The sequence below is a fragment of the Vibrio sp. 1CM24A genome (assembly GCF_023161725.1).
GTDB classification, from domain to species: Bacteria; Pseudomonadota; Gammaproteobacteria; order Enterobacterales; family Vibrionaceae; genus Vibrio; species Vibrio coralliirubri.
Genome location: NZ_JALNTS010000004.1, coordinates 166,137 through 178,075 on the forward strand (window position 1 = coordinate 166,137; position 11,939 = coordinate 178,075).

Genomic DNA, 11,939 nt, shown 5'->3' on the forward strand with positions numbered 1-11,939 from the left:
CTTAGAATATTTAACCGTTAGCTCGCCTTTGAAGCTGACTCAAGAAGTAACTCATAGAAACGTTTAGCAGCAGGGCCTGTCTTGGCTCCTTTTGGTAAAGTCAGGTGCAGCGGAACGTGATACCCACTGCCATTTTCGACATTCAATACAGTGAGCTTGTCACTTCCTCGACTTTCAACAATGTGCTTTGGTAGTCGACAATACCCGACTCCCTGCTCTACCGCGCCAAACGCATGGTCGAAATTATCCACCGTAATACGCTGACTCGACTTCAACCAACCCACATCCTGTTTGTTCCCTTGCTTTTTGCTGCCTTGACTAGTTTGAGCACCTAAATCTCGCACCACAATTTGCGGCAAAGACGACAGTTGATTCAACGACACTGAAACGGCACTTGCTAACGGATGTGAGCTAGCAACTACTGGCTCCATCATCGTAAAACCAAAGGCTTCGGCTGAGTAATTAGTAATAGGCAAGTTGATGATAGCCACATCAGCCAGTTCTTGAGTCACCATTTCCGTTGTTTTAGACAGTGACGTTTCTATCACTTGTATCGATGTGGTGTTGTTCTCCGCCAAAAATGCAGCCATCGGTTGATAAAGCCGTTGAAGGCAGCACAAGTGATCAACAGCAACCACAATTTCAGACTCAACACCTTTCGCTAGCTGTTCACTGATCAACTCTAGCTCGCGAGCTTGTTCCAACATACTGCTCGCACGGCGTAACAGTGATTTCCCATCCTCCGACAAGACCGCCCTGCGACCTTCAACTTGCACCAAAGACACACCCAATTGATCCTCCAATTTTCTCAAAGCATAAATCAGCGTGGTATGGCTCTTATTCAATTGCACGGCCGCCGCCTGAATGCTGCCTGCACGGTCAATTTCGTAAAGCGTTTGCCATTGGTCTAGGGTGGTCTTTAATCTCATCGGTCTAAAATCCTGACAGTTAATGGCAATATTATGAACTTTTCTGTCTGTTTTTTACAGGTAATATGAGTTTCAACAACAAACGAGAATGGCTTGTTTGTCTTAAACACCTATTTGCTAAACAGAATTTGTTAAACGGAGAAGCACCATGAAACTACTACAAGTTGATTTTGAATTTTCAGGCCCTTTCGGTGAAGAGATGTCAAACGCACTCGTTGACCTAGCAAAGTCTATTAACAACGAGCCGGGCATGATCTGGAAAATCTGGACAGAGAACGAAGCAGAAAAACTGGGGGGCGGCGTCTACTTATTTGAAGATCAGCTGAGTGCTGAAACCTATCTAGCGATGCACGCTGCTCGCTTAAAAGAGATGGGTGTAGAGGAAGTGCGTGGTGTGATTTTTGACGTCAATCAGCCATTAACTACCATTAATAAAGGCCCAATCAACGCTTAACACATCGCTCATTCACTCACTCAAGTATTGAGCAAAGAGACAGATTCGCGATATCACCAAGTTGAAAAAGAGAGCGACACAATGAACAACAAAACATTCTTGAGCCTACACGGCATCATTTACGCAGGGTTTGCCTTCGCGCTGTTTTTCCTACCCACCGTTATGTGGCCAATGTACGGCGTAGAGATCAATGATAAGTACGCGTACTTTCTCTCTCAACACACCAGTATATTTTTGGGTGGTATCGCAGCGATAAGCTGGTTGCTTAGAGACATTGAACCTGGCGTGTCCGCTAAAAAGCTCATCCAAGGCTTAGTGGTTACGAATATGCTCGGCGCTATCATCACACTGTATGCGGCGTTTACAGGAATCTTTGTTGGCTTTGGTTGGAGCGACCCAACGTTCTTCCTTTCACTATCTGTACTGAGCGTATTGCAAGTGCGTAAGCAAGACTAACTCTCAGATAATTAAAAAGGCACAGAGAAATTCATCCTCTGTGCCTTATCAATCATCAATCACTCTCACCAATAGCAGCGATCGATTTATTGGGTATGTTCCACAACGATCAGCTCATCGGTATTGAAGCCACGCTCTTTAGACATGCTTTTGAACTTCTCCATCACCTCTGGCGCAACTTCTGGTGTTCTTGAAAGCAGCCATAAGTAATCGGTGTCTGGGCCTGAAACAAACGCGTATTGGTATCCCTCTTTGTCCAATTCAAACACCACATAAGCGCCGTAGAAAGGGCCAAAGAAAGACACTTTCAAATAACCTTGTTCGCTGCCTTCAACAAAATACGCTTTGCCTTCTGCTTCGTTCCATTCACCCTCTTCCGCCGAATAGCCTCGGTTAATCACCTTCACGCCGCCATCATCACGCAGGCTGTACTCAGCACTGATGTTGTCTAAGCCACGCTCAAACGAGTGATCCAAACGAGCCACTTCGTACCATTTCCCTAAGTATCTATCCAACTCGAACTGTTGAACGGGCTTAACCGTTTCGGGCATGCCGACACAACCACCCAATAAGATCACGCTAAGCAGCAATAATATTTTTTTCATCCTAACCTCGACTTGTTTTTATTAGTAATGCGAGTAAGTCTCGTGAAAACATAAACTTACATCCTTGGTAATACGTTAAATCCATTTTTATAGTTCACTTAACTGTAATTTATTCAGAATCTTATGTGAATCGTTTAGTCTGCGAATGAATCAATGACGTTTCATTGCTATTCGATATTGAGTCGGCGTCACCTGTTTATAGGATTTAAACTGACGATTGAAGTTGGCTTGGTTGTCGTATCCCACTTTCTCCAAGATCAAACTGACAGGCAATGACGTATTAATCAGCAAGTCGCACGCGACGTTCAACCTGATCTTTTTAAGCCGTTGACTGAAGCTCTCTTTATAGTGCTTTTGAAATAAACGCCTAACACTGCTCTCACTGATGTATAGGTGACTGGCTAAATCGTTAATCGAGATATCTTGAATAAAGTGATTCATTAAGAAGGCTTCGACCTTATCTAACTTATCGCTGATCTCATCACCTTCATTGTCCTTAAAGATCGGGTTGATCAACTGCACCACCTCTTCGTCATCCAGTAATACCGAAAACAACGAGAATAAGGTGAGTAACTGTTGGTGTGGTGGTTTCTCCATCACCCTATCTAACAATTCCGTTGCCTTCTCTGCGGTAGCGGACGAAAACTGCAGGCCTTTCTTTGAATCTTCCAGCAATGCACGCAACGGTTCGAGCTCTCGACAACTGTCTATCAACGGCTCTATCCAGTCTTTACGAAACCAAATCACATGTGTTTCACATACTCGTTGGTCATCAGCGCTCTCTTCAGAATAAATAGCATGAGGCAAATCTGGCCCTACCAAAATCATGTGGTTGTGAAACACATCGCTTTGATGGTGCCCAATAAAACTATGGCCAACAAAGTGACGATGTATCGCTATCTCGTACTCTTCATGTCTATGCCAACCATAGCTTTTACTGTTCTCGACAATTTTCTTATAGCGCCAAGACATGCCAACTCGTTGTGGCACTTTTTCCAAGTAACCTTTCATTACGATACTCAATGACCTTTTAATATTGAAAGTATACGTAACAAACCACCCAAATCAGTACATTGACTGAAAAGTATTGAACATTGCGCTGACGGTACTCTTCTCTTCGTCTCCGATAAATATACTGCAAGTGAACTTAATCAGGAGAGCAACTATGGACACTTTATTATTAAAAATTCGCGATATGATTCTTGCCACACGTCAACAGTGGATCGGCGAGATCACCTACAGTCACAATATTAAGGGTGACCACACCTGGAAATTCTATGGCTATAACTCTTATGACGAATATAAGAAAGATCTGCGTAAGAGCCTAAGACAAGAGTCGTAATGGAAGGCTTATTCAAACCACAATTCATTGATTAATCGCGGTTTTTATTTGTCATTCATGTAGAGTTTCACACTTGCCACTCGCTTTCTATACTTATTAAACAGTGGAACATGGAAGACATAATAATGAACAACAAGCTCACTCTGTCACACACTGCATGGGTGGCATTACTCGCAAGCTTAACGGCCGTAGCTCCGGTTCTTGCACAAGCCAACACTATTGTTCAAACACAAACAGCTGTTAAAAGCCAAAGTGCAGACCAGATATTTACCAATGCAGATATATACGGGCATCGTGAGTCGGACTCGATCGTTACCCACAACGGCAAGATCATCTTCATTGGTAACCAATCACAGGCGCAAACTTTTCAAGGGCAAAGTACTGATGTCATTGATCTAAACAATGCCTTTGTCTTGCCGGGGTTCATTGACAACCATAACCATGTGTTTGAAGCCGCCTCAGAGTTGGGTGGCAATTGTGAACTGGACTCTGAAGCCACATTAGAAGAGCAAATCCCTTACTTAGAAGCGTGTAAAATCAATGCCGACACTGACGGCAGAGGTTGGCTTATGGGCTATGGTTTTTCTTTGGAAGCCACGCTCGACAGCGACTCTGAATACACACCACTTGAGATCATCGATAGCATTTTCCCGGATCGCCCCGTGGTGCTTATGGAGCAGACATCACACTCGATGTGGGTCAACTCTAAAGCACTGAAAATTGCCCGAATTAGCCAACAATCTCCTGATCTACAAGGTGGCGCTTATTTAAAAGATCCTGATAGCGGCAAGCTCAATGGCATCTTATTAGACAATGCTGGCGATCAAGTGATGGAGATGGCGTGGAACAGCCAAAGCGAACTGTTTGAGCAAAGCTACCAAGGGTTAATGTTCGGGCTTGAGGAAGCGGCAGCCCACGGCATCACCACCATTGGTGACGGTCGCATGTATTGGAAACGAGGTTGGTATGACGTTTGGCTAGAGGCCGAGCAAAATCAAGACTTAACGGCGCGTGTATCGCTACGTCCTTGGGTATATCCATCGATGGCAATGCCTTCTCAATTAGAAGTCTTTGAAAAGATGTATTCCGACGATAAAAGTCGTCTGCTACTTGTCGATCAAGTGAAAATGTACAGCGACGGCATCTTTATCAATGGCACAGCCAAAACGCTCGCACCTTACTTAGATACCTATCTACCCCTGTCTCCTAATGGCTTGAACTATATTCCGCCAGAACAAATGAAAGAGTGGCTAACTGCACTCGAAAAGATCGGCTTTAGTGCCTACATTCATGCCATTGGTGATGGAGCGGTTCGTGAATCGCTTGATGCGATAGAAAGCATTCGCAAACAAGGTTCAACCAAGCCCTACACCCTAACCCATGTCGAATTAGTCAATGATGAAGATGTGCCACGCTTTCGCCAATTAGATGTAACTGCAGATTTCCAAGTTGGCTCTGATTACGTTGCAAGGCACCAACACCAATGGGCCGAAGCTTTCCTTGGTGCTCGCCGTGCCAAAGCCATGATGAACCTCGATGCAATACTCAAGACCGACGCCAATATCACCTTAAGCAGTGATTGGAACGTACACGACATCAACCCATTGGTCGGCATCGCGAACAGCTTGATCATGGGCAAAACCGGCCTAACCGATATCTACACCGCGATTGATGCTTACACGCTTAATGCAGCCAAAAGTCTTGGAATTGAAGACGTAACAGGTTCTATTGAGGTGGGGAAATCCGCTGACTTCGCCATTCTCGAACGCGACATCACCACAGTGTCAGCAAGACAAATCGCTAAGACTCAAGTGTTGATGACGGTGTTACGCGGGGATGTGGTTTACGAAAAATAAAGCCAATTAGCGTATCGAATTGGTTATCGCAACTCAAACGAAAACGAGCCAGCTTATTCAGCTGGCTCGTCTGTTATTCACATAGGTATTTTATGTTGTGTTACGCGTTGGTCTCTTTAAGCGCTTTCACATTTGAATCTTGTTTATCATCCAGAGCAAAGTAGATCTTCGATACAATCACTTCAGCAACCAGAATCGTAAATACCACAGCGAAGAACGCTACCACACCGCCCCAAGGGCCTGTAAAGCTCACCTTCTCGCCGAACAGAAGGTTAATCGCTTCTAACATCACGAATTTTGAGCCCACTAAGATAATGTAAGTGGTGATTGCTCGATAAACCTTAGGCGCGGTGCCCGGCTTGCTTTTGAAGTGCTCAGCAATCTTGTGTTCTAAACCAATAGAGAGCTTCAACAACAACTGCAACAACAACGCCGCTATCAAAGAGATAGTGAAAGACTCAATGCTGACGAAGTCCCAGTACTCATCGAAGAAATTAAGTACGACCAAGTCCACCAGCACGGCTAACGTGTAACCTACGAATAGACGTTGTGGTGTGTTGAACCCGTAAACTTTGTCTGATTTAGTCATTCTGTCTCTCTCTAATTTGATAAGTAGCCTTGATTTGAAATACATCTTAGCGTTCGAATCGAAGCAAAACTTACCATTTCATGACACCGCCAACATTCATTTCTCAAATTAATGATTCAATAGAAATCCCCCTTGCCTCTCTTATAGCAATAGCAAAAACACACCCAATTCATCACTGTCACCAAATGGCCATTCTTCAAATGCTGCGCCCCATAAGATGACTCCATCAGTGACACACACTCATTTCCAAAAGGTGCAGACTATGAAAAAGCTAATCACTAACGCGAACGTATTTAACGGTGTTGATAACAACTTAATCGAGAACGTATCGATCCTCATCGAAGATAACTTGATCACTCAGATTGGAGAGATTGACCCAACGATTGCCGATGAAACGATTGATGCTCAAGGTGGTACGGTCATGCCAGGCCTGATTGATGCGCACGTTCATATCACACTATCTGCACCTTTCAATGTGATTGATACCATGACGCGTGAAGAAGTAGCGATTCGCTCAGCAAAGATTTCTGAAGAGATGTTAATGCGCGGCTTTACTACCATTCGCGATGTGGCGGGTAATACGCTTGGCCTTAAAAACAGTATCGACAACGGCTATGCCACCGGCCCACGCATTCTTCCTTCGATGGCGGCTATCTCGCAAACCTGTGGTCATTCCGATTACCGTCAAAACCAAGCACAAGAGCGTTTAGCTAACGGGCATGAAGATTCACCAATGATGAAGCTTGGTGCAATGAAAGTGGCAGATGGTCGTTCAGAAGTCTTAAAAGCGGTTCGCGAACAGCTGTTTATGGGCGCTTCTCAAATCAAGATCATGGCGGGTGGTGGCGCATCTTCAACATTTGATCCGCTAGACACATTGCAATTCACATCTGAAGAGATGAAAGCTGCGGTTGATGCCGCTTCCGATTACGGCACTTATGTTGCTGCGCACATCCACACTTCAGATGCGATGCGCCGAGCAGCTGAGGCGGGCGTGATGTCTTTCGAACACGCGACCATCATGGACGACGACATTGCCGAGATCATTAAAGAGAAAGGCATTTGGGTGATTCCTTCTTACTTTACCTCTTCATTGATTGCAGAGCGCAAGATCCCGCTGCCGAATGAGGAGACATACCGCAAGACAGAACGCGTAGGCAAAGCCATGTTCAAGTCAGCAGAACTGATTAAGAAATACGACATTCAGAACATTGCTTTTGGTACTGACTGTGTGGGTGAAACCAACGTTCATGCGACACAATTGAATGAACTTGGTGCGATTGAGCAAGTATTCGATACCATCACCGCACTTCGCATGGCGACATCAAACTGTGGTCGCTTGTTCGAAATGTCGACTTACCAACACCCATACCAAGAAGGCAAGTTAGGTCAGATCGTTGAAGGCGCGTATGCCGACCTATTGATCATCGATGGCAACCCACTGGAAAGTGTTGCTTGTGTGGCAAACACAGAGACACAAAAATTGATCATGAAAGACGGTAAGGTGTACAAAAACACGCTTTAACCTCGAAAAGCGCTCTTCCCCTACCCCACAAAACAACAAACCTAAAGCAAATAACCGAGATGATTAACTTGGTTGTTTGCTTTTTTTGGATCGCCTAAAACTGATCTCACCTTCCATTGAAAATCTTAGATATCCAATTCACTCAATAAAACATATAAATTCACTGCCATGCTACGAGTTATTTTCCACTCGATGAATTAATTTACATTTACGTATTAACAACCATATGAAAATTAAAAATAGAATATCAAACTGTAAAAATGCAGTATAAAAACCCTCTGATTATTTCTAAAAAAACACAAAGAAAATGGAATTATTTCAGCATAGATAGCATCTAACTAAATGCTAAGTGATAATTTATCAGGAGGTGCTACTTTAATATAACTTTGTCAACCCCACGCCCTTAAATTGCACATAAGACAATTTATAAAAGTAAATACTATTAATCATTTTTTAAATCAGGAATTAATAATGAGACTGTTGTTGTACTCAACATGTGGTGTTCTGAGTTTTTTAGGCATATTTGGACTAGCTGCGTTATACATTGTTTATTAAGTTGTGAACTACTTTTACAATTAACATTAAAATAAAAAAAGCCCTAATCAATAGGGCTTTTTATCCATCAAAGAATAATAATTAAGTTATCGTAAGTTTATTCTATTTACTTTTCTCTTCTAGCTTAGCCTTTACTATTGGATATAGTTTTTCGTATGGCAAGTAACCGGGGAGCAATGTTCCATCAATGAGCATCGCTGGTGTACCTCGAACACCCAGCCTAGTAAACAAATTATAGTTTTCAGCAACTTCAATCGCTATTTCACTGTCTGAAGAAACGTAATCGGTGGCTTTATTCTTCTTCGCTACTTTCATTATCGAACGAACGTTGTGAATGCCAGGCTTACTGATCAACATCTCTTCAACTGCTTTGTATTTTTCTTTGTCATTGTTCCAGACATTGAGTCCAAAGGTTGCTGAGTTCAGTGGTGAATCTCTCTCCTTTAGAGGGATGTAAATATTTATTACCTTGATGTCATTAGGAAACTCATCCGCTATTTTCCGAAGAACAGGATCTAACTTTTTACACCACGGGCAACTAAAATCAGTCATGTTTACGATCGTCAGTTTTGGATGTTCGGAACCATACCAAGGGTGGTGTGGGTTGTTATAAATAAAGTCATGGCTCTCGGCCAACGTTTTATCGAAACTACTTTGTTGATCTATGTAAGCAGCCAGACTGTCATGAACCGAATCGATAATACCTTCATTCGTTTCTAACATTTGCGTTATCTCGGCAATCTTTTCTTGTTTTGTCATTGCGTAAGTGACAGGAGAGAAAGCCAGTGTAACTAATAATGTGATGATGCTTTTTGTTATGAATTTCATATTTTTCCCATTAATACTTAGCTAACCAAAGTCGGGCTGCGATGCCTATTGGCGTAGTAATTCCTGAAGTAACACTAGTTACTTTTCCATCATTAATAACAATGAGTGTTGGCGTTAAGGAGATCCCCCAATCGCGTGCTATTTTTCCTTCAGTATCATTAATGTTGTCGTAGCTATACCCTTTAGCATTCATGTAACGTCGAACTCTTTCATCCTTACCCGAAGTCAGTGAAACACCAACGACGGGATAGCTTGATGAAAACCAATCAACCACTGGCGTCACAAATTTGCAGGCCACGCACCATGTCGTCCAAAAATAAACTAATACCGGCTCTTTCTTACTCATTTCAATTACATCTATCGGTTTACCGGATAACGACATTCCGACCATTGGCGGAACGTTCTGCATTGGAACGTCTTTTGTACGCCAATAATCAACACCAAAGACCACGACCGCCGCGAACAAGGTATACAGTAATGCCGATCTCAACTTCTGCTTTTTGGTCTGAGGTTTTACCTTAGATTTTATTCTAATCATTCGTCATCACCTCTTGCCTTCTCAATGGCTTCCATCACCGCATCACTGGTTAAGATGACAGGAAGCTCAATACCTTCTGGGGCATTAGGGCCATAAACCATATTGAACGGAACACCGAATCGGTTGTGATCTTGTAGGTATGACGTGACGCTATCACTTGGGACTGTCCAATCGCCCTCCATCGGCACTACATCACCTTCAGTCAATGCGCTGTAGACCGGATCTTGTAAAAAAACACCTATCTTGTTTGCTTTACAAGTCACACACCAATCAGCAGTGACATCAACAAAAACCACTTGGCCATTAGCAACATGTTCATCAATGACTTCGGTAGACAAAGCTTCCCACTCAGGTTCTGGTGGCAGCATTTTAGATGTTGCTTTCTCGACAAATAACGAGGCAGAGATAACACTCAACAGCAGCAAGGCAACAGCACCCGCAGTCTTGATTCCATGCACTTGAACCAACCTGACAAGTAATAGGCAAACACTGACTGCCAATATTGCGTATAACCACAATTGAGGGACATGAGGTCGAAGCAAGCTAAAGAGCCAAACGCTAGTGATTAGCATCATTCCGCCGAACAGGTATTTAACACGGTTCATCCATGCCCCGGGTTTAGGCAACGCCAAAGCTATCGATGGGAATGCAGCAACGATAATCCATGGAAGCGCCATACCAACGGCAAGAGCTGTGAAAATACCAAACATCGTCGGGATAGTAGTGGCGAGAGCAAAGGCGACGGCTGTTCCAAGAAATGGAGCAGAGCATGGCGTAGCCAATAGCGTTGCGAACATACCTTGAGTAAAGTGTCCGACGTAGCTACTGTCGCCCTTGGTTGCCATCCATGTATTTGCATTCGATGAAAGACGGATTTCGAAAAGCCCTAACATATTGGCGCTGAAAAGAGCGGTGACGATAAACATCCCACCGATAAACCAACCGTTTTGGAACTGAATTCCCCAACCGATAACGCTGCCTGAAACTTTTAACACAGCCAAGAAAGTGGCTATTAGCCAGAAGGATGCGAGGATGCCACTTGCAGATGCAAGGAATTGGAACCTAACTTGTTTTCTTGCCATGCCTTGAGCAGAAATAACCCCACTTAGTTTCATTCCAAGCACAGGGAATACACAGGGCATGATATTGAGAATCAACCCACCTAATAGCGCTAAAAGCACCATACTAATCATAGAGCTGTTGCCTACAATGCCGTTGGTAACAGTGGTTGGATATTCTGTGATGAAGTCTTTGTCTTTGATGCTTACACGGATGTGCTGGTTGTTAAGATCGGGTGTGCCCATCCAGCTACTTACATCGTAAGTCGCAATAACTTGGTTACCTTCAATTTCAATGTGAGGAATACCAAAGTCAGCATCTTGCATTTCATCTGAATCACCATCCACGATTACATCGGGTGCAGTCCAGCCAATTTGATGTGTAGCAATAACTTGAAGTTGCGACTTGCGAGCATCCCAAATCGTAGATGTACCTTCTACAAGCGGTGAATCTTTCGGCACTTCACTCATTGCTTTGGCGTAGACAAGCATCGCGTCGTTATCCACGGTCATCTCACTTGGGTTAAACACCAAGTTGATATCAAAATCCGTGAGAATACATATGGTGGTGCATGAAGACATCGTCAGCACAGCATTAAGCTCAACAGGTTTGTTCATATCATCAATATGAAGATTCATCGGGAAGATGATGTTGTGCTTGTAACCTAGCGTATCTATGCCGAGCAAATTGAAGCGTTGGGGAAACTTCCAAAACCATTGCAGTTGCGAAACGTTCTTAGAGTCGGCCCATTTGATTTTGGGCGCAATGCCTCCTTCACCAGGACTTCTCCAGTAAGTTTTCCATTCATCAGAAAGGTTCACTTCCAGATAACCCGCCGCGGTTTTATCTTCTTTATTAATTTGTCCTGTCATGACAAAACGCGTTTCTACATACGGATGTAACTTGTCTTGCATCCAACCCGTTGTAACAGGAGTCATCGATTCGCTCGCACTTGCGTTCACAGTGAATGTTGAACACAGCGCAACGAATAGCCAAAGCACAACAAAGTGCAATGACATTTTGCTTTTAGGCATGTCTAATTTTTCCTTAAAAAATGAATAATATGAGTGTTAGTTAAACGCTCTTATTCTCATTCTTTAAAGACACAGACCTTGAGATGGATGCGCCTACCCTTGTGAAGGATTGGCTCAGTGAATGGAGGGAAATACGGGACAGTACTTAGCAGCCACAATACGACTACAA

Annotated in this window: 12 protein-coding genes; 5 read left to right on the plus strand and 7 right to left on the minus strand. The window is 43.5% G+C overall.

Annotated elements, in window-relative coordinates; all coding sequences use genetic code 11:
- Positions 1-17 precede the first annotated feature (17 nt).
- Positions 18-929 (minus strand): LysR family transcriptional regulator, encoded by a 912-nt coding sequence (locus MSG38_RS10625; protein WP_248401806.1) that lies wholly within the window; start codon positions 927-929, stop codon positions 18-20.
- A 148-nt stretch (positions 930-1,077) separates the two neighbouring features.
- Between MSG38_RS10625 and MSG38_RS10630 the strand changes: the two genes are divergently transcribed.
- Complete coding sequence (locus tag MSG38_RS10630; RefSeq protein WP_048616654.1) at positions 1,078-1,383, plus strand: monooxygenase; 306 nt, start codon at positions 1,078-1,080, stop codon at positions 1,381-1,383.
- A gap of 81 nt (positions 1,384-1,464) precedes the next feature.
- A complete protein-coding gene (locus MSG38_RS10635) occupies positions 1,465-1,839 on the plus strand; it encodes a hypothetical protein (RefSeq protein WP_248401807.1) in 375 nt (124 codons plus the stop codon).
- An 86-nt stretch (positions 1,840-1,925) separates the two neighbouring features.
- On the opposite strand, the gene MSG38_RS10640 is transcribed toward MSG38_RS10635, so the two are convergent.
- Entirely contained in the window at positions 1,926-2,444 is a 519-nt protein-coding gene (locus MSG38_RS10640) for a lipocalin family protein (RefSeq protein ID WP_248401809.1), read from the minus strand.
- A gap of 150 nt (positions 2,445-2,594) precedes the next feature.
- Positions 2,595-3,455 carry an AraC family transcriptional regulator gene (locus MSG38_RS10645; protein WP_248401810.1) on the minus strand — a complete coding sequence of 287 codons (861 nt, stop codon included), beginning with the start codon at positions 3,453-3,455 and terminating at the stop codon, positions 2,595-2,597.
- A 154-nt stretch (positions 3,456-3,609) separates the two neighbouring features.
- On the opposite strand from MSG38_RS10645, the gene MSG38_RS10650 reads away from it, so the two are divergent.
- Positions 3,610-3,786: a hypothetical protein gene (locus tag MSG38_RS10650; RefSeq protein ID WP_017086128.1), complete on the plus strand. Its 177-nt coding sequence runs from the start codon at positions 3,610-3,612 to the stop codon at positions 3,784-3,786.
- A 125-nt stretch (positions 3,787-3,911) separates the two neighbouring features.
- Positions 3,912-5,642, plus strand: coding sequence for an amidohydrolase (locus MSG38_RS10655; protein ID WP_248401812.1), 1,731 nt, complete (start codon positions 3,912-3,914; stop codon positions 5,640-5,642).
- A 100-nt stretch (positions 5,643-5,742) separates the two neighbouring features.
- On the opposite strand, the gene MSG38_RS10660 is transcribed toward MSG38_RS10655, so the two are convergent.
- Positions 5,743-6,231, minus strand: coding sequence for a hypothetical protein (locus MSG38_RS10660; RefSeq protein ID WP_248401814.1), 489 nt, complete (start codon positions 6,229-6,231; stop codon positions 5,743-5,745).
- Between the two features lie 262 nt (positions 6,232-6,493).
- Between MSG38_RS10660 and MSG38_RS10665 the strand changes: the two genes are divergently transcribed.
- On the plus strand, positions 6,494-7,756 hold the full coding sequence (locus tag MSG38_RS10665) for an amidohydrolase family protein (RefSeq protein WP_248401815.1): 1,263 nt from the start codon (positions 6,494-6,496) through the stop codon (positions 7,754-7,756).
- Positions 7,757-8,413: 657 nt separating this feature from the next.
- Here the strand turns inward: MSG38_RS10665 and MSG38_RS10670 are convergent.
- Genes MSG38_RS10670 through MSG38_RS10680 form a run of 3 tightly spaced genes read right to left on the minus strand, consistent with a single transcriptional unit; the run spans position 8,414 to position 11,770 of the window.
- Positions 8,414-9,139 (minus strand): DsbA family protein, encoded by a 726-nt coding sequence (locus MSG38_RS10670; RefSeq protein ID WP_048614638.1) that lies wholly within the window; start codon positions 9,137-9,139, stop codon positions 8,414-8,416.
- Positions 9,140-9,149: 10 nt separating this feature from the next.
- A complete protein-coding gene (locus tag MSG38_RS10675) occupies positions 9,150-9,677 on the minus strand; it encodes a protein disulfide oxidoreductase (RefSeq protein ID WP_050712167.1) in 528 nt (175 codons plus the stop codon).
- Complete coding sequence (locus tag MSG38_RS10680; protein WP_248401817.1) at positions 9,674-11,770, minus strand: protein-disulfide reductase DsbD domain-containing protein; 2,097 nt, start codon at positions 11,768-11,770, stop codon at positions 9,674-9,676. The genes MSG38_RS10675 and MSG38_RS10680 overlap by 4 nt, the downstream gene beginning before the upstream one ends.
- Positions 11,771-11,939: the final 169 nt, after the last annotated feature.

What these genes read in the sequence shown, in the direction of transcription:
- MSG38_RS10625 (WP_248401806.1), bottom strand. Translation starts at nt 929, where the DNA reads ATGAGATTAAAGACCACCCTAGACCAATGGCAAACGCTTTACGAAATT.
- MSG38_RS10665 (WP_248401815.1), top strand. Translation starts at nt 6,494, where the DNA reads ATGAAAAAGCTAATCACTAACGCGAACGTATTTAACGGTGTTGATAAC.
- MSG38_RS10655 (WP_248401812.1), top strand. Translation starts at nt 3,912, where the DNA reads ATGAACAACAAGCTCACTCTGTCACACACTGCATGGGTGGCATTACTC.
- MSG38_RS10670 (WP_048614638.1), bottom strand. Translation starts at nt 9,139, where the DNA reads ATGAAATTCATAACAAAAAGCATCATCACATTATTAGTTACACTGGCT.
- MSG38_RS10635 (WP_248401807.1), top strand. Translation starts at nt 1,465, where the DNA reads ATGAACAACAAAACATTCTTGAGCCTACACGGCATCATTTACGCAGGG.
- MSG38_RS10645 (WP_248401810.1), bottom strand. Translation starts at nt 3,455, where the DNA reads ATGAAAGGTTACTTGGAAAAAGTGCCACAACGAGTTGGCATGTCTTGG.
- MSG38_RS10675 (WP_050712167.1), bottom strand. Translation starts at nt 9,677, where the DNA reads ATGATTAGAATAAAATCTAAGGTAAAACCTCAGACCAAAAAGCAGAAG.
- MSG38_RS10650 (WP_017086128.1), top strand. Translation starts at nt 3,610, where the DNA reads ATGGACACTTTATTATTAAAAATTCGCGATATGATTCTTGCCACACGT.
- MSG38_RS10630 (WP_048616654.1), top strand. Translation starts at nt 1,078, where the DNA reads ATGAAACTACTACAAGTTGATTTTGAATTTTCAGGCCCTTTCGGTGAA.
- MSG38_RS10640 (WP_248401809.1), bottom strand. Translation starts at nt 2,444, where the DNA reads ATGAAAAAAATATTATTGCTGCTTAGCGTGATCTTATTGGGTGGTTGT.
- MSG38_RS10680 (WP_248401817.1), bottom strand. Translation starts at nt 11,770, where the DNA reads ATGCCTAAAAGCAAAATGTCATTGCACTTTGTTGTGCTTTGGCTATTC.
- MSG38_RS10660 (WP_248401814.1), bottom strand. Translation starts at nt 6,231, where the DNA reads ATGACTAAATCAGACAAAGTTTACGGGTTCAACACACCACAACGTCTA.